This is a genomic window from Roseovarius sp. MMSF_3298 (assembly GCF_030733705.1).
GTDB classification, from domain to species: domain Bacteria; phylum Pseudomonadota; class Alphaproteobacteria; order Rhodobacterales; family Rhodobacteraceae; genus Roseovarius; species Roseovarius confluentis.
In genome coordinates this window covers 25452-47436 of the sequence record NZ_JASHIN010000004.1, presented here as the reverse complement: position 1 = coordinate 47436, position 21985 = coordinate 25452, and the positions used below count along the sequence as shown (strand labels likewise).

Annotated in this window: 21 protein-coding genes; 12 read left to right on the top strand and 9 right to left on the bottom strand. The window is 65.8% G+C overall.

Going from position 1 to position 21985, the window contains the following annotated elements; all coding sequences use genetic code 11:
• The first annotated feature begins 8 nt into the window (after positions 1 to 8).
• The 9 genes from RBB18_RS05525 to RBB18_RS05485 all read left to right on the top strand — a co-directional run bounded on the left by RBB18_RS05525 (position 9) and on the right by RBB18_RS05485 (position 8067).
• On the top strand, positions 9 to 872 hold the full coding sequence (locus RBB18_RS05525) for a lysophospholipid acyltransferase family protein (protein WP_306110790.1): 864 nt from the start codon (positions 9 to 11) through the stop codon (positions 870 to 872).
• A gap of 22 nt (positions 873 to 894) precedes the next feature.
• Entirely contained in the window at positions 895 to 1710 is an 816-nt protein-coding gene (locus tag RBB18_RS05520; RefSeq protein WP_103764237.1) for a glutamate racemase, read from the top strand.
• 71 nt (positions 1711 to 1781) lie between these two features.
• Positions 1782 to 2810, top strand: a complete 1029-nt coding sequence (gene argC / locus RBB18_RS05515; protein ID WP_306110789.1) for an N-acetyl-gamma-glutamyl-phosphate reductase — start codon at positions 1782 to 1784, stop codon at positions 2808 to 2810.
• Between the two features lie 27 nt (positions 2811 to 2837).
• On the top strand, positions 2838 to 3284 hold the full coding sequence (gene ccmE, locus RBB18_RS05510; RefSeq protein ID WP_274594307.1) for a cytochrome c maturation protein CcmE: 447 nt from the start codon (positions 2838 to 2840) through the stop codon (positions 3282 to 3284).
• 67 nt (positions 3285 to 3351) lie between these two features.
• Complete coding sequence (locus RBB18_RS05505) at positions 3352 to 3963, top strand: holin-associated N-acetylmuramidase (protein WP_103764240.1); 612 nt, start codon at positions 3352 to 3354, stop codon at positions 3961 to 3963.
• Positions 3954 to 4541, top strand: coding sequence for a holin family protein (locus RBB18_RS05500; protein ID WP_306110788.1), 588 nt, complete (start codon positions 3954 to 3956; stop codon positions 4539 to 4541). Before RBB18_RS05505 ends, RBB18_RS05500 begins: the two co-directional genes overlap by 10 nt.
• 256 nt (positions 4542 to 4797) lie before the next feature.
• Positions 4798 to 6765, top strand: coding sequence for a heme lyase CcmF/NrfE family subunit (locus RBB18_RS05495; RefSeq protein WP_274594310.1), 1968 nt, complete (start codon positions 4798 to 4800; stop codon positions 6763 to 6765).
• Positions 6762 to 7214, top strand: a complete 453-nt coding sequence (locus RBB18_RS05490) for a cytochrome c-type biogenesis protein (protein WP_103764242.1) — start codon at positions 6762 to 6764, stop codon at positions 7212 to 7214. The genes RBB18_RS05495 and RBB18_RS05490 overlap by 4 nt, the downstream gene beginning before the upstream one ends.
• 73 nt (positions 7215 to 7287) lie before the next feature.
• On the top strand, positions 7288 to 8067 hold the full coding sequence (locus tag RBB18_RS05485; protein WP_103764286.1) for an enoyl-CoA hydratase-related protein: 780 nt from the start codon (positions 7288 to 7290) through the stop codon (positions 8065 to 8067).
• Between the two features lie 483 nt (positions 8068 to 8550).
• Here the strand turns inward: RBB18_RS05485 and gltA are convergent, their stop codons facing one another.
• Both gltA and gltX read right to left on the bottom strand, forming a co-directional pair.
• Positions 8551 to 9846 (bottom strand): citrate synthase, encoded by a 1296-nt coding sequence (gene gltA, locus RBB18_RS05480; protein ID WP_103764287.1) that lies wholly within the window; start codon positions 9844 to 9846, stop codon positions 8551 to 8553.
• 72 nt (positions 9847 to 9918) lie between these two features.
• Positions 9919 to 11328, bottom strand: coding sequence for a glutamate--tRNA ligase (gene gltX, locus RBB18_RS05475; protein WP_274594312.1), 1410 nt, complete (start codon positions 11326 to 11328; stop codon positions 9919 to 9921).
• A gap of 86 nt (positions 11329 to 11414) precedes the next feature.
• Here gltX and RBB18_RS05470 point away from each other — a divergent pair, with 86 nt between their 5' ends.
• Complete coding sequence (locus RBB18_RS05470; protein ID WP_371931598.1) at positions 11415 to 13445, top strand: ComEC/Rec2 family competence protein; 2031 nt, start codon at positions 11415 to 11417, stop codon at positions 13443 to 13445.
• Between the two features lie 110 nt (positions 13446 to 13555).
• On the opposite strand, the gene lexA is transcribed toward RBB18_RS05470, so the two are convergent.
• The 6 genes from lexA to RBB18_RS05440 all read right to left on the bottom strand — a co-directional run bounded on the left by lexA (position 13556) and on the right by RBB18_RS05440 (position 18413).
• Positions 13556 to 14272: a transcriptional repressor LexA gene (lexA, locus tag RBB18_RS05465; protein ID WP_103764244.1), complete on the bottom strand. Its 717-nt coding sequence runs from the start codon at positions 14270 to 14272 to the stop codon at positions 13556 to 13558.
• A gap of 83 nt (positions 14273 to 14355) precedes the next feature.
• Positions 14356 to 15528: a gephyrin-like molybdotransferase Glp gene (gene glp, locus RBB18_RS05460; RefSeq protein WP_274594314.1), complete on the bottom strand. Its 1173-nt coding sequence runs from the start codon at positions 15526 to 15528 to the stop codon at positions 14356 to 14358.
• A complete protein-coding gene (gene moaC / locus RBB18_RS05455; protein ID WP_274594315.1) occupies positions 15525 to 16001 on the bottom strand; it encodes a cyclic pyranopterin monophosphate synthase MoaC in 477 nt (158 codons plus the stop codon). Before moaC ends, glp begins: the two co-directional genes overlap by 4 nt.
• Positions 16001 to 16816, bottom strand: coding sequence for an indole-3-glycerol phosphate synthase TrpC (gene trpC, locus RBB18_RS05450; RefSeq protein ID WP_103764247.1), 816 nt, complete (start codon positions 16814 to 16816; stop codon positions 16001 to 16003). The genes moaC and trpC overlap by 1 nt, the downstream gene beginning before the upstream one ends.
• Positions 16813 to 17835 carry an anthranilate phosphoribosyltransferase gene (gene trpD / locus RBB18_RS05445; RefSeq protein ID WP_103764248.1) on the bottom strand — a complete coding sequence of 341 codons (1023 nt, stop codon included), beginning with the start codon at positions 17833 to 17835 and terminating at the stop codon, positions 16813 to 16815. Before trpD ends, trpC begins: the two co-directional genes overlap by 4 nt.
• On the bottom strand, positions 17832 to 18413 hold the full coding sequence (locus RBB18_RS05440; protein ID WP_306110786.1) for an aminodeoxychorismate/anthranilate synthase component II: 582 nt from the start codon (positions 18411 to 18413) through the stop codon (positions 17832 to 17834). Before RBB18_RS05440 ends, trpD begins: the two co-directional genes overlap by 4 nt.
• A 136-nt stretch (positions 18414 to 18549) precedes the next feature.
• On the opposite strand from RBB18_RS05440, the gene RBB18_RS05435 reads away from it, so the two are divergent.
• Both RBB18_RS05435 and RBB18_RS05430 read left to right on the top strand, forming a co-directional pair.
• The gene (locus RBB18_RS05435) at positions 18550 to 20094 is read left to right on the top strand and encodes a divergent polysaccharide deacetylase family protein (RefSeq protein ID WP_306110785.1); all 1545 of its coding nucleotides are present in this window, start codon (positions 18550 to 18552) and stop codon (positions 20092 to 20094) included.
• 158 nt (positions 20095 to 20252) lie between these two features.
• Positions 20253 to 21347, top strand: coding sequence for a histidine kinase dimerization/phosphoacceptor domain -containing protein (locus RBB18_RS05430; RefSeq protein WP_306110784.1), 1095 nt, complete (start codon positions 20253 to 20255; stop codon positions 21345 to 21347).
• Between the two features lie 56 nt (positions 21348 to 21403).
• On the opposite strand, the gene RBB18_RS05425 is transcribed toward RBB18_RS05430, so the two are convergent.
• Entirely contained in the window at positions 21404 to 21943 is a 540-nt protein-coding gene (locus tag RBB18_RS05425; RefSeq protein ID WP_103764251.1) for a pseudouridine synthase, read from the bottom strand.
• Positions 21944 to 21985: the final 42 nt, after the last annotated feature.

Sequence of the window (21985 nt, the reverse complement as noted above, 5' to 3'; positions counted from 1 at the left end):
AAGGTGAGATGCGCCAGGAACGCCACGTGGCCCGTGACATCAGCTATGCCTATTCGGCGCAAACCCGCGGGGGCCGCGCCATGATCCGCGCGATGGAAAACCTGACGGGCCGCATTCGGCTGATCAAGCGGGCGGCGGGCTATGAGCAGGAAGTCGCAGCGGGCCGCGATTTCTGGCAGGTGATGGTGGAGCGGTATGGCCTGACGCTGGACGTTGTGGGCGGGCGCCTGGACAACATTCCGCGCACCGGGCCGCTGATCCTGATTGCGAACCATCCCTACGGCATTCTGGATGGGATGATGATGGGGCATATCCTGAGCCAGACGCGGGGCGATTTCCGTATCCTCGCGCACAAGGTGTTCCGCAAGGCCGAAGACCTGAACCGGATCATCCTGCCGATCAGCTTTGACGAGACGAAAGAGGCGGTGGCGCTGAATATCGAGACCCGCAAGACCGCGCTGAATTATCTGCGTGACGGCGGGGCCATCGGCATTTTCCCCGGCGGAACGGTCAGCACGGCGGCGAAACCCTTTGCCCAGCCGCTCGACCCCGGCTGGCGGGGCTTCACGGCGCGGATGGTGGCGAAATCGGATGCGACCGTGGTGCCGATCTTCTTCGAGGGGCACACCAGCCGGTTGTTCCAGCTGGCCAGTCACTTGCATTACACGCTGCGCATGGGGCTGCTGATCAAGGAATTCTGCAAGCGGGTGGACACACGCGTGCAGGTCGTGGTGGGCCAGCCGATCCCGCAGGACGAATTGCGCGCACGGGCCAAGGACACAAAATCCATGATGGCGTTTCTGCGGCACAAGACGTATGAGCTTAGCACGCGTTCGGTGAACCCGGACGAGATTGGCTTCGAATACGACTAGGGGCGCGGGCAGCGCGGGACATATGGCAGTTGGAATTTTCGACAGCGGGCTTGGTGGCCTGACGGTTCTGAGCGCCGTGGAGGCACGGTTGCCGGAGGTGGCACTGGTGTATCTGGGCGACAATGCCAACGCGCCTTACGGTGTGCGCGATCCCGAGGATATCTTTGCCCGCACCAAGGCGCATGTGCATCGGCTGTGGCATGACGAGGGGTGCAACCTGGTGATCCTTGCGTGCAACACGGCGTCCGCCGCCGCCCTGCGCCGGATGCAGGAGGAAGGCGTGCCGCCGGGCAAGCGGGTGCTGGGCGTCTTCGTGCCGCTGATCGAGGCGCTGACCGAGCGGCAGTGGGGCGACAATTCCGCCCCGCGCGAGGTGGCGGTGAAGCATGCCGCGCTTTTTGCAACGCCCACGACTGTCAGCAGCCGGGCGTTTCAGCGGGAACTGGCCTTTCGCGCCATCGGCGTGGACGTGGAGGCGCAGGCCTGCGGCGGCGTGGTGGACGCCATCGAGGATGGCGACATGATATTGGCCGAAGCGCTGGTGCGCAGCCATGTGGACGCGCTCAAGCGCAAGATGCCCAATCCGCAGGCCGCCGTTTTGGGGTGCACGCATTACCCGCTGGTCGAGGACGTGTTCCAGGCGGCCTTGGGGCCGGAGGTGCAGGTGTTCTCGCAGCCCAACCTGGTGGCGGCGAGCCTGGCCGATTACCTGTCGCGGCATCCGGACATGGCGGATGGCGGGACCGGCGTGCGGTTCCTGACCACGGGCGACCCCAAGCGCACCTCGGACCGGGCGACGCAGTTCCTGCGACGAGGGATCACGTTCCAGGCCGCCTGAGGCCAGCGCGTCGCATTGCGGGGCCGCGCATTCTTCCTTACATGACTGTTAACTGACGAAAGAGGTCTGACATGACCCATAAAATCGCCATTCTGGGCGCCTCGGGCTATACCGGCGCCGAACTTGTCCGGCTGATTGCGACGCATCCCGGGCTGGAGATTGCCGCGCTGTCGGCCAATTCCAAGGCCGGGCAGACCATGGCGCAGGCGTTTCCGCACCTGCGGCACCTCGACCTGCCCACGCTGGTGACGATCGACGAGATCGACTTTTCCGGGATCGACCTGTGTTTCTGCGCCCTGCCGCACAAGACCAGCCAGGAGGTCATCTCGGCGCTGCCCAAGGATCTGAAGATCGTGGATCTGAGCGCGGATTTCCGGCTGCGCGATCCGGCCGCCTATGAGAAATGGTACGGCACCCCCCATGCGGCGGTGGAGATGCAGGAAGAGGCCGTCTATGGCCTGACCGAGTTCTACCGCGATGCCATCCGCGAGGCGCGGCTGGTGGCCGGAACAGGGTGCAACGCCGCGACCGGGCAATACGTACTGCGCCCGCTGATCGAGGCCGGGGTGATCGACCTCGACGACATCATCCTGGACCTGAAATGCGGGGTGTCGGGGGCCGGGCGGAGCCTGAAGGAAAACCTGCTGCATGCGGAGTTGTCGGAGGGGTATCACGCCTATGCTCTGGGGGGGACGCACCGGCATCTGGGCGAGTTTGACCAGGAGTTCGCGGCCATCGCGGGGCGCGACGTGCACATCCAGTTCACGCCGCACCTGGTGCCGGCGAACCGGGGGATTCTGGCGACGGGGTATGTGAAGGGCGAGGCGAAGGCGGTTTACGAGACGCTTTACAACGCTTACGCGGATGAGCCGTTCATCGAGGTGTTGCCCTTTGGCGAGGGGTCCAGCACCCGGCATGTGCGGGGGAGCAACTTCTGCCATATCGGCGTCGTCGCGGACCGCATCGAGGGGCGGGCCATCGTGGTCGCCGCGCTCGATAACCTGTGCAAGGGGTCGAGCGGGCAAGCCTTGCAGAACGCCAACCTGATGTTAAATCTGGACGAGACGACGGGGCTGATGCTGGCGCCGGTGTTTCCCTAGTTTCCCTGAGGAGGACGGGGTAGCGCGATGAAATCACTGAAGAAACAGAGGCGCGTGCAGGTCATTGCCGTGACGGCGATTGCGCTTATCCTGGCCACGGGCCTGATCGGCTATGCCATGCGCGACGGCATCAACTTCTTCCGCTCGCCCAGTCAAGTTATGGCCGAACCGCCCGCACCTTCGGAGACGTTCCGTATTGGCGGGCTGGTCGAGGAAGGCACTCTGGTGCGTGGCGAGGGCGAGACCGTGAGTTTCAGCGTGACTGATGGCGGGGCGTCGGTGCCGGTGCGCTATACCGGCGTTCTGCCGGATCTGTTTGGCGAGAACGAGGGCATGGTGGGCCTGGGCCGCTACGAGGACGGCGTGTTCACCGCGACCGAGATCCTGGCGAAGCATGACGAGGAATACATGCCCAAGGAAGTCGTCGATGCGCTGAAGGAACAGGGCGTTTACCAGGAACCGGACGGTAGCTAAGCCACGCATTAACCATTCCTGACAATCCTTGCCGGCGAGTTCAAATCGCTGGCCAAGGGGGCGCGGAATGCAGACTGTCTCGGAGATCGCAGAGGATATCCTGGCGCGGGAAGGCGGGTTCGTGAATGACCCCGACGACCCGGGCGGGGCCACCAACCATGGCGTGACCATCCACACGATGCGGCGGCTGGGGTTGGACCTTGACCGGGACGGGGATGTGGACGTGGCCGATGTGCGTCGTCTCAGCCGGGCGCAGGCGCAGGACATCTTCATCGACCATTATTACCACCGGCCCGGGATCGCACGGCTGCCGCAGGTTTTGCAGGCCAGCGTGTTCGACATGTACGTGAATGCGGGGTCCAACGCGGTGAAGATCCTGCAACGGCTGTTGCGGCAGATGGGCCACGAGGTGGCCGTGGACGGAATCATCGGCCCACAGACCATCGATGCGGCGGAGCTGGCGCATGGCGTGGCGCCGCTGCATATTGCCGATGCCTACGGGATCGCGCGGCGGAATTACTATTTCCGGCTGGCCGATCAGCGCCCCGCGTCGCGCAAGTTTGCGCGCACCCGGTCGGGTGGCAAGGGCGGCTGGATCCGGCGCGCCGAGGCGTTCATCTCGTCGCGCTATCACATGACGCCGGCGGAGTTTCGGGATCGGGTGGCGAAATGGGACTGATCGAGACGGTCCTGAGCCTGGTCTTCGGCGGGGGGCGCAATGCGGTGGCGGAAACGGCCCAAGTGTTCCGGGTGAATGCCGAGAAATCGGATGAACGCGCCGCCGAATTGCAGGGCGCGGCGCTGGCGCAGCTTGCGGCCGAGTTCAGGGCCGAGCGCAAGGGCTGGTACGACCGGTTAATCGACGGGCTGAACCGGGTGCCGCGCCCGGCCATGGCGCTTGGGACGCTGGGGTTGTTCGTCGCGGCGATGGTCGATCCGATCTGGTTTTCCGAGCGGATGCAGGGGATCGCACTGGTGCCCGAGCCGTTGTGGTGGCTGCTGGGGGCAATCGTCAGTTTCTATTTCGGCGCGCGGCATCAGGCCAAGGGGCAGGAGTTTCAGTGCTCCATCGCCGCCACGATGGCCCGCACCCCACAGGTGGTGGGCAACCTGAGATCCTTGCGCGCGCTGGACGCGGGCAGCGCGGGCGTGGCGGATACCGGGCATGATGCGGGGCTGGCGTTGCAGGTGCAGGAGGTGGAAAGCGAGCCGAACGCGGCCTTGCGCGAGTGGCAGGAGGCGAGCCACGGGCGGTAAACTGACGGCGCGGAATCAAGGCGCGGTACGCGCCGCCGCGCCATCGCTGCCGCCCACCCAGGAGGCGGCGATTTGGCAGACGCAAGCGCTCTGCTTGGACGTTTTTCGGATTTGGCTGGGGTTAAGGTCTGCTGCTCTGCCGTCGGCGCGCCACCCCGGGGGGCAGCGACGGCACGGCCGCGCCCCGCGACAATGTGATCACCCGTCGCACCCGAAATGCGTTGGAGGCGAGGCCCGGGGCGATTATAACCGGGCCATGATCACCGAGCTTGGACATTTCGCCCTCATCCTCGCCTTCTTCGTGGCGTGCTTTCAATCCGTCGTGCCGCTGATCGGCGCACACAAGCGATGGGCGGGGTGGATGGCCGTGGCCGAGCCCGCCGCTACGCTGCAATTCGTGCTGACGCTGGGGGCCTTTGCGGCGCTGACCTGGGCCTTCGTGACCTCGGATTTCTCGCTGGAACTGGTGGTGGCCAACAGCCATTCCGCGAAACCGATGCTTTACAAGATCACCGGCGTCTGGGGGAACCACGAAGGCTCGATGCTGCTGTGGGTGCTGATCGTGACGCTGTTCGGGGCCTTTGCCGCATGGTTCGGGGGCAACCTGCCGCCGACGCTGAAGGCGCGGGTGCTGTCGATACAGGGTCTGATCGGTGTGGCGTTCTTTGCCTTTATCCTGTTCACCTCGAACCCGTTTCTGCGCATGGAAGTGCCGCCTTTCGATGGGCGTGACCTGAACCCGCTATTGCAGGACCCGGGCCTCGCGTTCCATCCGCCGTTCCTCTACCTCGGCTACGTGGGCCTTTCGATGACCTATTCCTTCGCGCTGGCCGCCCTGATCGAAGGCCGCGTCGATGCGGCCTGGGGCCGGTGGGTGCGGCCCTATACGTTGGCGGCGTGGATCTTTCTGACCATCGGCATCGCGTTGGGGTCCTGGTGGGCCTATTACGAGCTGGGCTGGGGCGGCTTCTGGTTCTGGGATCCGGTCGAGAACGCCAGCTTCATGCCGTGGCTCATCGCCGCCGCGTTGCTGCATTCGGCCATCGTGGTTGAAAAGCGCGAGTCGCTGAAAAGCTGGACCATATTGCTCGCCATCATCGCCTTTGGCTTTTCGATGATCGGCGCGTTCATCACGCGCTCGGGCGTGCTGACCTCGGTCCATGCCTTTGCGACGGACCCGGAGCGCGGCGTGTTCCTGCTGATGATCACAGGGTTCTTCATGATGCTTGGCCTGTCGCTCTTTACCGCGCGGGCCGGGGCGATGCAGGCCAAGGGGGTCTTTGGCCTTGTGAGCCGCGAGACGATGCTGGTCGCCAACAATGTTCTTCTGGGCGTGTCGGCCTTCGTCATTTTCGTGGGTACGATCTGGCCGCTGGTGTCGGAGCTAATGTTCGACCGCAAGCTGAGCGTGGGCGAGCCGTTCTTCAACATGGCCTTCACGCCGTTCATGGTGCTGTTGGGGCTGATCCTGCCGGTGGGCGCGATGCTGCCGTGGAAGCGGGGCAACCTGGGCCGGGTCGTGAGGCCGCTGGCGGGGGCCTTTGCGCTGGCCGTGGCGGTGGGTGCGCTGGCCTATGCCATGCAGACAGAGCGCAGCGCGCTTGGGCCGGTGGGCCTGTTCCTGGCCGCCTGGCTGGTGTCGGGCGCGGTGGTCGATTTGTGGAGCCGCACGGGCCGGGGCGGGGGCCGCCTGTCGCGGCTGAAACGCCTGCCGCGGGCGGACTGGGGCAAGGCCGTGGCGCATGCGGGCTTTGGCATCACCATCGCGGGTATCGCCGGGATGCTGGCCTGGGAGGCCGAGGATATCCGCGTGGCGCAGGTGGGCGAAAGTTTCGACGTGGCGGGACTGACCATCACGCTCAACGACGTGCGCGAGGTGGAGGGGCCGAATTACCTGTCCACGATGGCAGATGTGACCCTGTCCAAAAACGGGTCCGAGATCAGCCAATTGAACCCCGAAAAGCGGGTTTACCCGGTGGCGGGGATGCCCACGACAGAGGCCGCGATCGACAATGGCATCCTGCGTGACGTTTACGTGGTGATCGGCGACGAGCAGGCGGCGGGCGGCTGGGCTGTGCGGACCTACTACAAGCCGCTGGCGAACTGGATCTGGGGCGGTGCGATCCTGATGGCGATCGGGGGCGCGCTGTCGCTGTCCGACCGGCGCTATCGCGTGGCGGCGGGTGCGCGCAAGACCCGCGCCGTGGGGGTGCCGGCGGAATGAAACGGCTTGTGCTGATCCTGTGCCTTCTGGCCTCGCCGCTTTGGGCGGTGCAGCCGGACGAGATTCTTGACGATCCGGCGCTGGAAGAGCGCGCGCGGGAGATCTCCTCGGGCCTGCGCTGCCTTGTCTGCCGCAACGAGAGCATCGACGATTCCAATGCGGACCTGGCCCGGGACCTGCGCCTTCTGGTGCGCGAGCGGCTTGTGGCGGGGGACAGCGACGAGGAGGTCATCGATTTCGTCGTGGACCGTTACGGCGAATACGTGCTGCTGAACCCGGTGGCGAGCGGCAGCAACCTAGTGTTGTGGCTGGCGGGGCCGGTGATGCTGCTGTTGGGCGGGTTGCTGGCGGTGGTCTATATCCGCGGCCGCGCGCGGGCGAAACCGGAGGATGAGGCCGGGCTGAGCTGGGCCGAAGAGGCGCGGTTGAAGGAAATCATGAAGGACTGACGCGCCGTCGCGCGTTGCATTTCACGCCCGGGCGGGGTTGATTGGCGTCAAACGCCAGATGGAGGCCCGCCCGATGACCACCTATCAGACCCTGACCTATGACCTGACCGACGACATCGCCGTGCTGCGGATGAACCGCGCTGACAAGATGAACGCGCTCAATACCCAGATGCGGGCCGAGATTACCGATGCGATGCAGCGCGCCGGGCGCGAGGCGCGGGTGGCGGTGCTGACCGGCAATGGCAAGGCGTTCTGTTCGGGGCAGGACCTGTCGGACAACGGCACGGCGGCGGCGCTGGACGTGGAGCGCGTGCTGCGCGACGAGTACGAGCCGATGCTGCGGATGATCTCGGACTGCCCGGTGCCGACCATCGCGGCGGTGAACGGCCCGGCGGCAGGGGCGGGGGCCAACCTGGCGCTGGCCTTCGACGTTGTGATCGCGACCGAGAGCGCCTATTTCCTGCAGGCTTTTGCGCGGATCGGCCTGATCCCGGATGCGGGCGGCACCTACTGGATGCCGCGGCAGGTCGGCGCGGCCAAGGCGATGGGCGCGGCGCTCTTTGCCGAGCCGATTTCGGCGCGGCAGGCGGATGCCTGGGGCCTGATCTGGGAGGCGGTCGAGGATAACGCGTTCGAGATGCACTGGCAGGCGCGGGCGGCGCATCTGGCCAAGGGACCGACGGCGGCCTATGGCGGGATCAAGCGCGCGGTGCGCGGCAGTTGGGAAAACGGGTTCGACAAGCAGTTGGACCTGGAGGCGCAGTTGCAGGGCGAATGCGGCCGGACACGGGATTTCCAGGAAGGTGTGACCGCCTTCCTGGACAAGCGCAAACCGGAATACGAGGGGCGCTGATCAGGCGACGCGTTCGACCAGTTCCACGTCGCTGAGCACGAACGAGCCGCCAAGCCCGGCCAGGATTGCGGCGGGGCGCCGTCGAGGCTCAGTAGCGCGTCGCCGACGACATCCTTCAGGCTGAGGTCCGGCAGGTCGCTGCCCTCCTATGTCAGCACCAGCAACTCCTCGTTCACCTCGAAATCCATGATGTTGGCCGGGCTGCCGGCAAAAAGTGGGGCTGCTGCCGATGAAAAGGTCAAAGCTGTCGCCGCCGGTCACCGTGTCGTCCTGGCCCAAGATCATGATGTCCCAAGATGGCGAGTATCACCATGATGTGCTCGTAACCGACCAGTTGCAGCAATCATGGCGCAGCCGACTGAATCGTAAGTAAATGTACGATCGGGTCCGCCCCGTCGGTTGGCTACAATTTTAATAACCGGACGGCGCAACGAAAAACGCCCCGCACCGGCGGGGCGTTTTGCAGAAGAGCGGGTGCGGCGCTTACCGGTTTTCCATGTCCACGTAGTCGCGCAGCGTCTCGCCCATGTAGAGCTGACGCGGGCGGCCGATTTTCAGTTGCGGATCGCCGATCATTTCCTTCCACTGGGAAATCCAGCCGACCGTGCGGCTGAGCGCGAAGATGGGCGTGAACATTGACGTCGGGAAGCCCATCGCCTCGAGGATGATGCCCGAGTAGAAATCCACGTTCGGGAACAGCTTCTTCTCGGTGAAATAGGGATCGTCGAGCGCCGCGGCCTCAAGCTCCTTGGCGACCTGAAGCGTGGGGTTGTTTTCCACGCCCAGAAGGTCAAGCACCTCGTCGGCGGATTGTTTCATCACCTTGGCGCGGGGGTCGAAATTCTTGTAGACGCGGTGACCGAAGCCCATCAGGCGGAACGGATCGTCCTTGTCCTTGGCGCGCGCGATGAATTCCGGAATACGGTCGGGCGTGCCGATTTCCTGGAGCATTTCCAGGCAGGCCTGGTTGGCGCCGCCATGGGCCGGGCCCCAGAGGCAGGCGATGCCCGCCGCAACGCACGCAAACGGGTTGGCGCCCGACGAAGACGCGAGCCGCACCGTGGAGGTCGAGGCGTTCTGCTCGTGGTCGGCATGGAGCGTGAAGATGCGGTCCATGGCGCGCGAAAGGATCGGGTTAACCTCGTAATCCTCGGCCGGGACGGCAAAGCACATGCGCAGGAAGTTCGAGGCATAGTCGAGCTCGTTGCGCGGATACACGAAGGGCTGGCCCAGCGTGTACTTGTAGGCCATCGAGGCGATCGTCGGCATCTTGGCGATCAGGCGGATCGTCGCGACCTCGCGCTGCCACGGGTCCGAAATGTCGGTGCTGTCGTGGTAGAACGCCGAAAGCGCGCCCACGACGCCGACCATGATGGCCATCGGATGCGCGTCGCGGCGATAGCCGCGGAACAGGAACTGCATCTGTTCGTGCAGCATGGTGTGGTTGGTCACGCGGGTCTCGAAATCTTCCAACTGGGCGGCGGAGGGCAGCTCGCCGTATAGCAGCAGGTAGCACACCTCGAGATAGTGCGATTTCTCGGCCAGCTGGTCGATCGGGTAGCCGCGGTGCAGAAGCTCGCCCTTGCCGCCGTCGATATAGGTGATCGTGCTGTCGCAGCTGGCGGTCGAGGTGAAGCCGGGGTCATAGGTGAACACGCCCGCCTGCGCATAGAGCTTGCGGATGTCGATCACGTCCGGTCCGGCGGTGGGCGAATAGATCGGAAGCTCGTAGTCGTTGCCTTCGATCGTCAGTTTCGCGGATTTGGTACTGTCTGCCATCAGGGTCTCCCTCGTCACGCCGCGGCGCGTGGCGCGCCTTGGCTGCATATTCCAGCACGCCTTACGAACGGGTTAACCGTTCTGCGAGGCAGCATCATTCAGTCGGGCGAGGGATTCCTCCCGGCCCAGGACCAGCATCATGTCAAACACGCTAGGTGTTGCCGCCCGACCGGCCAGCGCGGCCCGCATCGGGCCGGCCAGCTTGCCGAACTTGATATCCTTGGATGCCGCGAACGCATTTGCGGCTTCTTCCAGATCGTTGCGCGACCAGTTAGCATTTTGCAAGTGCGGCGTCAATTCGTTCAGTATACCACGGGATACCGCGTCGAGCTGCGCGGCGGCCTTCTCGTCCGGGCGTATCGGGCGGTTCGCCAGGATAAACTGCGCCTTATCAAGCAGTTCCGGGAAGGTCTTTGCGCGTTCTTTGAGGCAATACATGCCGTCCAGCATGAGGGCCCGTGTCGGCTCGGGCAAGGGCGCGGATTCCGTCACGTCAAGGAATTCATTCAATTCATGCAGCAGCGCAGCATCGTCGCTTGCGGCGATGTGCTGGCCGCAGAGATTTTCCAGCTTCTTGAAGTCGAACCGGGCCGGGGACTTGCCGATGCCGTCGAGGTCGAACCATTGCTGCGCCTGGTCATCCGTGAAGAACTCGTCGTCGCCGTGGCTCCACCCGAGGCGGGCGAGATAGTTGCGCATCCCCGCGGCCGGGTAGCCCTGCTTGTGGTACTCGTCGACGCCGAGGGCGCCGTGCCGCTTGCTCATCTTCTTGCCGTCGGGGCCGTGGATCAGCGGGATATGGGCATAGACCGGCAGGGGCCAGTCCATCGCGGTGTAGATCAGCATCTGGCGGGCGGCGTTGTTGAGGTGGTCGTCGCCGCGGATGACATGCGTGACGCCCATGTCGTGATCGTCCACCGCGACGGCGAGCATGTAGACGGGCGTGCCGTCCGAGCGCAGCAGGACCATGTCGTCCAGCTGATCATTGCGGATGGTGACGTCGCCCTGCACCTTGTCGGCGATGGTGGTCGTGCCGTCGAGCGGGGCCTTGATGCGGATGACGTAGGGCGCATCGGGGTGCGTCGCGGGGTCGGCATCGCGCCACGGGCTGCGGTAGAGGGTGGAGCGGCCCTGGGCCTTGGCCTCATCGCGGAAGGCCTGGATTTCTTCCTGCGTGGCGAAGCACTTGTACGCCTGACCCTTGGCCAGCAATTCGTTCGCCACCTCGGCGTGCCGGTCGGCGCGGGCGGCTTGGCTGACCACGTCGCCGTCATGGTCCAGGCCCAGCCATGCCAGCCCGTCGAGGATGGCCTGCGTCGCCTCGGGGGTCGATCGCGCGCGGTCGGTATCTTCGATCCTGAGCAGGAAAGACCCGCCGTGACGCCGTGCGAAAAGCCAGTTGAAGAGCGCCGTGCGCGCCCCACCGATATGCAGGTATCCGGTCGGCGAAGGGGCAAAACGGGTGACAACTGGCTGCGACATGGGGCCGGTTAACCTTTCGGTAAGCATGGGAGACGTATCAATAACGGTGCCTGTCTATCGGCCCATGAAAAGGGAGACAAGCCTTGGTGCTTTGGCAGCGTGCCGTCGCCGCGTGGCTGGATCAGCGCGGGCACCTGTTTGCATGGGTGCCGGTGATGCTGGCGTGCGGCATCGGGCTCTATTTCGGGCTGAAGTCCGAACCGCCGGTCTTGGTTTACGTGGCGTTGGCCGGGGGCATTGGCGGGGCACTTGTGGTGCTGCGCCTGGTGGACGCGGGACTGGCGCCGGTGATCTGGGCCGTGGCGCTGGTCGCACTCGGGCTCTGCATCGCGGCGTTTCGGGCGCATGGCGTGGCGGATGCCAAGCTGGGCTGGCGTTATTACGGCCCGGTCGAGGGGCGGGTGGTGGATATCGACCGCTCCAGCTCGGACGCGCTGCGGGTGACGCTGGACCGGGTGGTGCTGCGCAACATGGGCCCCGATATCACGCCCGGGCGCGTGCGGGTGTCGTTTCACGGCGCGGCGGAGGGGGCCGATCCGCAACCGGGCGAGACGCTGATCCTGACCGCGCACCTGTCGCCGCCCGCAGGCCCGGTGGAGCCGGGCGGCTTCGATTTCCAGCGGCACGCTTGGTTCATGGGGCTGGGCGCGGTGGGGTATACACGCACGCCTGTCCTGCTGCTGGAACCGGCGTCGGGCGGACAGGTGCTGTTCAAGACGCGCATGGCTCTGTCGGGCCGCATCCAGGCGCAGATGCCGGGTGAAGCCGGCGCCTTTGCCGCCGCGATCATGACCGGGGACCGCTCGGGCATGGGGCAGGAGACGCTGACCGCGCTGCGCGTGTCGAACCTGGCGCACCTGCTGGCCATTTCGGGCCTGCACATGGGCCTGCTGGCGGGGTTCGTCTTTGCCGCCTTGCGGCTGGGGATGGCGGCTGTGCCGGGCTGGGGGCTGCGCCTGCCGACGAAAAAGATCGCGGCGGTGGGCGCGCTGGCGGCGGCGGCGGGGTACCTGGCGTTGTCGGGCGGCAACGTCGCCACGGAACGCGCCTTTGTCATGGTGGCGGTGATGCTGCTGGCGGTGCTGGCGGACCGGCGGGCCTTGTCCTTGAGGGCCGTGGCGCTGGCGGCCTGCATCATCCTGATGTTGCGGCCCGAAGCGTTGATGGGGCCGGGGTTTCAGATGTCTTTTGCGGCAACGACGGCGCTGGTGGCGGTCTTCGGCGCCTTGCGCGACCTTGACTGGCGCTTGGGGCCCAAATGGATGCGGCCGGTCTGGGCGGTCGTCATGTCGTCCTTCGTGGCCGGGCTGGCGACGGCGCCGATTGCCGCCGCGCATTTCAACCAGATCGCGCATTTCGGGCTGGTGGCGAACCTGATGAGCGTGCCGTTGATGGGCGTGCTGGTCATGCCCATGGCGGTGCTCGCGGGACTCTTGATGCCGCTGGGACTGGAAGGACTGGCGCTGGCGGTGATGCAGCCCGCGCTGGAGTGGATCCTGGGCGTGGCGCATTGGGTCTCGGGGCTGGAGGGCGCGCGCGGTACCGTGGTTCGCCCCGGTTCGTGTGTGCTGCCGCTCTTGTCGCTGGGCCTGCTCTTGGTCGTGCTGTGGCAGGGGCGGGCGCGGTTCGCGGGCGTGGTGCCGGTGGCGCTGGCCTTCGTTCTGTGGGCGCAGGCGGAGCGGCCCGATATCCTTGTCTCCGACAATGGCAGCCTGGTGGGGGTGATGACGCCCGAGGGGCGGGCGCCGTCCACGGGTCGTGCCTCCGGCTTTGTCGCGATGAACTGGCTGGAGAATGACGGCGATCCGGTGGATCAGGAGGGGGCGTTCGCCCGCTGGACCAAGGTGGCGGGCGGCGAGGGCTGGCCGATCACCGCCGTGCGGGGCAAGCGCGCGGCGGAAGAATTTACCGATTGCGCCGCGAAGGAGTGGGTGGTGTTCAACAACGTGCCGAAGGTGGAATTGCCATGCCGCGCGATCCATCCCGGTACGTTGAAAGAGACGGGCGCGCTGGCGATCTGGCGAGAGAACGATGGCCTTCGGGCCGTGACCGCCCGCGACATGACGGGCGCGCGGCTTTGGAACACGGACCGCCGGCGGCGGTCCGACTGGCGTTAAAGCGTTTCGCCATTCACCAGAGGCATCAGCTGAAGGCGAAACGCGTGCAACGATTGGCCGTAGTGCTGCGTTTCGCGATAAGCTGTGATCCAGGTTTATCGCGAAACGCTTTAGTAGGTGCGGATGAGGCCGACGAGGCGGCCCTGTACCTTGACCTGATCCTCGGGCAGCACACGGGTCTCGTAGGCCGGGTTCGCGGCCTCGAGTGCGATGGCGTTACCACGGCGGTAGAATTTCTTCAGCGTTGCTTCCTGGTCGTCCACCAGCGCCACGACGATATCGCCGTTGTCCGCCGTCGATGTCTCGCGGATCACCACCACGTCGCCGTCGTTGATGCCCGCCTCGATCATCGAGTCGCCCTTGACCTCCAGCGCGTAATGCTGGCCGGGACCGGCGATCATGCCGCCGGGAACGGCGACATTGTGGCTGGCATGGGCAATCGCCTCGATCGGGACACCGGCGGCGATGCGGCCCATGACAGGCAGTTCCAGCGCGTGCACCGGCTCGACCGGCTGGGCGTTGGCGGGCTGTGCGGCCTCGGGGCGGTCGCCCTCGATCACGCGGGGGGTAAAGCCGCCGCTTTCGCCGCCGCCGATCGCTTCGCCGCCCATGCTTTCGGGCAGCTTGATGATTTCCAGCGCCCGGGCCCGGTGGGCGAGGCGGCGGATGAAGCCGCGTTCTTCCAGGGCCGTGATCAGGCGGTGGATGCCGGATTTCGAACGCAGGTCCAGCGCATCCTTCATCTCGTCAAAGCTGGGCGGCACGCCATCGCGTTGCACCCGCTTGTGAATGAATTCCAACAGGTCGAGCTGCTTTTTCGTCAGCATTTTTCCACGTCTCCACGATCCATGCGTTTACATTTGTTCTACGCATGTTCTCGTTTTGTGTCAACGGGTCTGTGGATAAGCGGTCAGATCGGAACGTATTCGATCCAGTCGCCCTGCGCCCGGGGGGCGTCGTCGGCGGGCCGGATCAGCAGGGCATTGGCGCGGGCCAGCACCGACAGCATCCCGCTGTCCTGGCTGCGTTCGGGCAGGATGGTGCCGTCCTCGACCTGGGCGCGCATGTAATGTTCGCGCGGGCCGCCGGGACCTATGTCGGCGGCAAGCCTGGCAGAGAGACGCGGGGCGGGGTGTGCACCCAAGCCCTGCATCGCGCGGATCATCGGCGCCATGAAGACATGCCCGCAGACCATGGCCGAAACCGGGTTGCCGGGCAGCCCGAGCATGGCCGCGTCCCCCATCCGGCCCGCCATCAGGGGTTTGCCGGGGCGCATTCTGACCTTGTAGAACGCGCGTTCCATGCCGAGATCGCCCGCGACCTTGCCCACGAGGTCATGATCGCCCACCGACGCGCCGCCGATCGTGATGACGAGATCGGCGCCTTTGGCCAGGTCGAAGGCGGTCTCCAACGACTCGCGCGTGTCGCCGGCGATGGGCAGCATCCGGGGCTCGGCGCCCAGGGTGTCAAGCAGGGCGCAGAGGCCAAAGGAATTGGACGCGATGATCTGGTCGGGGCCGGGATCTTCGCCCGGCATCACCAGCTCGTCGCCCGTGGCGATGAGCGCGACCTTGGGTTTGCGGGTGACGGTGACGTCGGCCACGTTCATCGAGGCAAGCAGTGCGACATCCTCGGGGGAGAGCAGGCGCGGGGACTCGATCCGGTCGCCAACCTTGAAGTCGCCACCTCGGGGGCGGATGTTCGGCTTGTCGTCAAGCCTGTCGCCTAGCGTGATACGGTCGCCGTCGCGGCTGACGTCCTCTTGTATGACCACCTTGTCTGCGCCCTCGGGCACCGGCGCGCCGGTGAAGATGCGCACGGCCTGACCGGAGCGGACCGTGCCGTCAAAGCCGTGTCCGGCGGCGGCTTCGCCGATCACGTCGAAACTGGCGCCCGGTGTGGCCTCGGCCTCGTTCAGCGCGTAGCCGTCCATGGAGGAGGCGTCAAACGGCGGCTGATCGCGTCGCGCCTCGGCAGGCTGGGCCAGAACGCGGCCATGTGCCTCGCGCAGAGGGACGGTTTCCGGCTCCAACTGGGAGACGAGCGAGAAGAGGTGGTTAAGAGCCTGGTCGACGGTGATCATTTTGCCTCGTAACGGCCTGATTTTCCGCCGTCTTTCAGCACCACGCGCAAGCCGCCTATTTCCATCGCGCGGTCGACGGCCTTGGCCATGTCATAGACCGTCAACGCCGCGGTGCTGGCGGCGGTCAGCGCCTCCATCTCCACCCCGGTCTGGCCGGTGGTCTTGACCGTCGCCTCGATCCGGATGCCGGGCAGGTCGGGGTCGGGCGTAAGCTCCACCGCTACCTTGGCGATGGGCAGCGGGTGGCAGAGCGGGATCAGTTCGGATGTGCGCTTGGCGCCCATGATCCCGGCAAGGCGCGCAACGGACAGGACATCACCCTTCTTGGCGCGGCCTTCGATAATGATATCAAAGGTTTCAGGCGCCATCTTCACGTGACATTCGGCCACGGCCACACGGTCCGTCACGTCCTTTTCAGAGACGTCGACCATGTGGGCATCGCCCTTGCCGTCGAAATGGGTGAGCCCGGCCATCAGACGTGCGCCGCCGGGGTGGTACCCGACAGGATATCGCGGGTGGCGGCGGTGACGTCTTCCTGCCGCATCAGGCTTTCACCGATGAGGAAACAGCGCGTGCCGTAGCGGGCCATCTCGGCCAGGTCGTCACTGGTGTAAAGCCCGCTTTCCGAGATCAGCAGGTGATCGATCGGGGCCAGCCGTGCCAGCCGCTTGGTGACGTCGAGCGAGGTCTCGAACGTGTTCAAATCGCGGTTGTTGATGCCCAGAAGGTTGGATTTGAGCACGCCGGTGCGCTCCAGTTCCGCCTCATTGTGCACCTCGATCAGCGCGTCCATGCCTTGCGCGATTGCGGCCTCTTCCAGTTCGATCGCCTGCGCGTCGCTGACCGAGGCCATGATGATCAGGATGCAGTCGGCGCCCCAGGCGCGGGCCTCGACCACCTGGTAGGGGTCATAGAGGAAATCCTTGCGCAGCACCGGCAGATCGCACGCCTCGCGGGCCTGCGCCAAGTACTCGGGCGCACCCTGGAAGCTGGGCGTGTCGGTCAGCACCGACAGGCAGGTGGCGCCGCCCTCGGCATAGGCCGCGGCGAGCGCGGCGGGGTCGAAATCCTCGCGGATCAGACCCTTGGAGGGGCTGGCCTTCTTGATCTCGGCGATCAGGCCGAAACCGGTCTTGCTGGCCTGCAAGAGCGCGTCGCCGAATGGGCGCACGGTCGGGGCATTCGCGGCCTCGGATTCAAGCGTTTCCAGAGGCTTGTCGGCCTTGGCTGCGGCGACTTCCTCGAGTTTGTAGGCCTTGATTTTCTCAAGGATGGACGGCGTGCTCATGCGGCCTCCGATGTGATTTTGGCAAGTGTTTCGATCCGGGCGCGGGCGGCACCGCTGTCGATGCTGTCGCGGGCCTGCTCGACGCCTTGCCTGAGGTCGTCCGCGTGGCCCGCCACCACAAGGGCTGCGGCGGCATTGAGCAGTACGGCGTCGCGGTAGGCACCCGGCGCCCCGTCCAGCAGGGCGCGGAACGCGCGGCCGTTTTCCTCGGGCGTGCCGCCCAGGATGTCCTCGAAGGGGTGGACGGGCAGACCCGCGTCCTCGGGGTGGATTTCCGCCTCGCGGATTGTGCCGTCTTCCTCCAGCGCCGCCAGTTGGCTGGGGAAGGAGATGCTCAACTCGTCTGTGCCGTCGCCGCCATGCACCAGCCAGGCCCGCTCGGACCCGAGCTTGCCGAGGGTTTCGGCCATGGGACGGATGAGGTCGGCGCTGAACGCACCCGTCAGCTGGCGTTTGACGCCGGCGGGGTTGGTCAGGGGCCCAAGGATGTTGAAGATCGTGCGCGTGCCAAGCTCCGCCCGGACCGGGCCGACATGGGCCATGGCCGGGTGATGCATGGGCGCCATCATGAAGGCGATGCCCGCGCTTTCCAAAGCCTTTTCAACCACATCAGGGCCGACCATCACGTTGATTCCCATCTGCGTGAGAGCATCGGCCGCGCCGGACTTTGAACTGAGGTTGCGGTTGCCGTGCTTGGCCACGGGCACGCCCGCGCCGGCCACGACGAAGGCAGTGGCGGTCGAGATGTTCAGCGTGCCCTTGCCGTCGCCCCCGGTGCCGACGATGTCCATCGCGCCGGCGGGCGCGCGGACCTTGTTGCACTTGGCGCGCATCACGGCGGCGGCTGCGGCGTATTCGTCCACCGTCTCGCCGCGCGTGCGCAGGGCCATCAGGAAGCCGCCCATCTGGGCGGGCGTCGCCTCGCCCTCGAAGAGGGTGGTAAAGGCCGTTTCGGCCTCTTCCCGGGTTAGGGGACGGTCGGCGGCGGCGCCGATCAGGGGCTTCAGGCTGTCACTCACGCGGGCACCTTCATGACGTCGAGAAAATTCTGCAAAAGAGCGTGGCCATGTTCCGAGCGTATCGATTCGGGGTGGAACTGGACACCGTGGATGGGAAGCGTCCGGTGTTGCAGGCCCATGATCGTACCATCGTCAAGTTCTGCCGTGATATCAAGCACATCCGGGCAGGTGTCGCGCGCCACGACAAGGGAGTGATAGCGCGTCGCCTCGAACGGGGTGGGCAGCCCGGCAAAGACGCCAGAGGCAGTGTGGTGCATCGTGCCCATCTTGCCATGCACGATATCGGAATGCCGTGTGACCGTGCCGCCGAAGACCTCGCCGATGGCCTGATGGCCGAGGCAGACGCCCAAGAGCGGCGTGCGCGTGTCCGCCGCCGCTTCGATCAGCGCCTTGCAGATGCCCGCCTGCAACGGCGTGCCGGGGCCGGGCGACAGGAGAATCCCCGCGGGTTTCATCGCCATTGCCTCCTGCACGTTCAGCGCGTCGTTGCGATGCACCTGCACGTCCGCGCCCAGCTCGCCCACATATTGCACGAGGTTGTAGGTGAAACTGTCGTAGTTATCGATGAGCAGCAGCATGTCGCCAATTTCCCGTCCGCGCCGTGTCATTTCGGGCCTATGACCCGGCCTTTCAATCGGGGTATAGATGCTCAGGGTTGCGCGGCAGGGTCAAGAGGCGCAAAACTGTTAAGAAAGAAATAAGAGGGCAAAAGCAGTGTTACGCGGATTTCTTGCCGGAGTGGTGTCGGGAACGGCCTTGTCGGGAATACTTCTGGCCGGGGCCTCGGTGCTGAGCGGAATGCCGGGGAATACCCCGCCGGAGGCGACGCCGGTCGAAGTGCCGGCCGGGTCGGAGTTCGACCAGTCGCGCGACGATGACGCGGCCTCGTTGCCGCAGTTGCAGGAAACGCCCACGCCTGACTCCGTGCCGCAGGTAACCGCGCCCGAACCTGACGATCTTAGCTCGATGGACGGCGCCGACACCACGTCGTCGGGGCAGCCCGAAACCGGCCAGCCCGAAACGGGGCTGAGCACGCCGGAGACGCCCGAGGGTGACAGCGGCCTGAGCGTGGGCAACGAGGAGCCGGTGCTGCCCAACCCGCAGGCCCAGGCGCCCGAGGCGCCGTCGGGCGAGGACGACCTGTCGATTTCCACCGAACCGGCGCAGCCGGCGCTGCCGGACCCCGGCGAGGAGAGCACCGCATTCCCCGAGCCTGAAGGCGCGGATGCCCCCGAGGCGGACAGCGAACCGCAAGCCGAGGCCGAGAGCGGCTCTGGCTCTCAGACGATCCCGGAATCCACGCCCGAGACCTCTGACAGCGACGTGGCCGCGCCGGAGCCACAGGACGACCCGGTCGTCGACGCACCGCAGGAGGCGGAAGAGTCGGCCTCGCCTTCGGCAGAAGCGGACGAAGAGGCTGCGGAGGCAACGAGCGACACGGAAGAAACCGGCACGATCGGTGATATTGCAGAAGGCGTGACCACCAACAGGTTGCCCACCGCCATCGACCCCGCGCCTGAAGCCGAAGCCGGGACCGCAGACGTGTCAGCCGAAGATGCAACCGAAGAGACGGAAGCAGACACCCTGCCGCCGGTCGAACGCTTCGCCGCCGAGTTCGACAACCCCGAGGACAAGCCGCTGATGTCGATCATCCTGATCGACGATGGCACCAGCCCGATCGGCCCCGCCGCGCTGGCCGATTTTCCTTATCCGCTGAGCTTTGCCGTGGATGCTTCGTATGCCAATGCCGCTGACACCGCCGCGGAGTACCGTGCGGCGGGGATGGAGGTTCTGGCCATGGTCAACCTGCCGCAGAATGCCGCCGCGAGCGACGCGGAAACGTCGATGAGTGTTCTGCTGGAGGCCGTTCCCGAGGCGGTGGCGGTTTTCGAGGGGACAGGCACCGGGCTCCAATCCAGCCGCGAGGCCGCCGAACAGCTGGCGCCGATCCTGAAGGACAGCGGCCATGGTCTGGTAATGTTTCCCAACGGGCTGAACACGGCGCAGAAGCTGATCGCGCGCGAGGGCGTGCCGTCGGCCACGGTGTTCCGCGATTTCGATTCCAACGGTCAGAACGCCGCTGCCGTGCGCCGGTTCCTCGATCAGGCCGCGTTCCGCGCGGGCCAGGAAGAGGGCGGGGTGATCATGGTGGGCCGGTTGCGCCCGGACACGATCAGCGCGCTCTTGCTCTGGGGGCTTCAGGACCGGGCGGCCAGCGTGGCGCTGGCGCCGGTCTCGGCGGTGCTGACGGCCGAGTAGGCCAGTTCTGCGTGACGTGACGGTGCGCGCGACGCCTGTTGCGCCACATGTGCGGGATATCGTAGAGGTCGTAAGGAAACAGGTCATTTGCCACAGGCGACGTCGTGGACCTGACGGTGACATCGACCAATTGACCACAGTTCGGGACAGTAATTTCAATGGAAGCCGTCCATCACCCGCTGCAACAGCACAGGCTTGCCGCGCTGCACGACTTCGAGATCCTCGACACGGACCCCGAGCAGGAGTTCGACGAGATCGTGAAGCTGGCCGTGGCGGCCTGTGGCACGGCGATCTCGGTGGTCAATTTCATTGACGCGGAACGGCAATGGTTCAAGGCGGAAACCGGACTTGGCGTGCGCGAGACGCCGCTGGCAACCTCGATCTGCGCCCATGTGATCCTGGAAGAGGAGTTTGCCGAAATCCGGGACACGCTGGAAGACCCCCGGATGCAGGACAACCCGCTGTGCTGTGGCGAGCCGGGCCTGCGCTTTTATGCCGGGGCGTTGCTGACCACCCAGGAGGGGCTGCCGCTGGGCACGCTGTGCGTTCTGGATTACGAGCCCCGTGAACTGACCGCGTTGCAGCGCGACACCCTGCGCGTTCTGGCGCGGCAGGTCATGGCCCTGCTGGAGATGCGCAAGGCGTTGCGGTCGGCCGACATCCTGCGCCGCGAGGTCGATCACAGGGTCAAGAATTCGCTGCAATCGCTGTCGTCCTTTACAAATCTGCAAACCAGGGCCTTTGCCGCGGACGAGGCGAAACTGGCCCTGTCGATGGTCAAGACTCGGGTCGACGCGCTGACACAGCTGCACGACATGCTGTACCAATCCGATGAACTCAGCGTGGTCGAATTGGGTCAGTACCTCACCCAGGTCTGCGCCCAGCTCGAAGGGCTGGCGCCGGCTGAAGTCACGGTCGAGGTCGCGGCGGTATCAGTGTCTGTCGTGGCACAGCAGGCCGTCGCCGTGGGCACCTTCGTGAACGAATTTGTCGCGAATTCCTTCAAGCACGGATTTCCCGACGGGCAGGGCGGTGCGGTCAGGGTCGATCTCGGTCTCGAACCGGACGGGCGTGTCCGGCTGACCTGTTCGGATAGCGGTGTCGGTCTTCCGCCCGACCACGGCGCAAAGACGAGCGGCCTGGGGATGAAGATCGCCGAAGTCGTCTGCATGGAGCTTGGTACGGACCTGGACCTGCGAAACGGCACGCATGGTGTCGTTGCGACACTGACATTCAGCCCAGAGACGGCATAGGGCGGTTCGCGTCCCCCCGACGCGACGGATGACCGACGCGCACCCTGCCGCCCGGCTCAGGCGTGGCGCCACGTGCCGGGCTCTATCCCGTCCAGCGTGAAGTCGCCCACCCGCCAGCGCACCAGCCGCAGGGTGGGGTGGCCAACATGGGCCGTCATGCGACGGACCTGCCGGTTGCGGCCTTCCGAGATGGTGATCTCCAGCCAGCAATCCGGCACCGATTTGCGGAACCGCACCGGCGGGTCACGCTCCCAGATGTCGGGCGGGGCGATGCGGCGGACTTTTGCGGGACGTGTCGGGCCGTCCTTCAAGGTGACGCCGCGTGTCAGCGCGTCGAGCGCGGCGGCATCGGGGTCGCCCTCGACCTGCACTAGATAGGTTTTCTCGGTCTTGAACTTCGGGTTCGACAGGCGCGCCTGCAGCTTGCCGTCATCCGTCAGCAGCAAGAGCCCCTCGCTGTCGCGGTCCAGACGCCCGGCGGGATAGATGCCGGGGATGTCGATATAGGCCGAGAGCGTCGGGCGGGGACTGCCCTCGGTGCCCTTGTCGGTGAATTGCGACAGGACGCCGTGGGGTTTGTTGAAGAGGATCAGCATGCGTGGCGGTGGAGGTGTGCGCAAGGCGCCGCGATGGTGGGG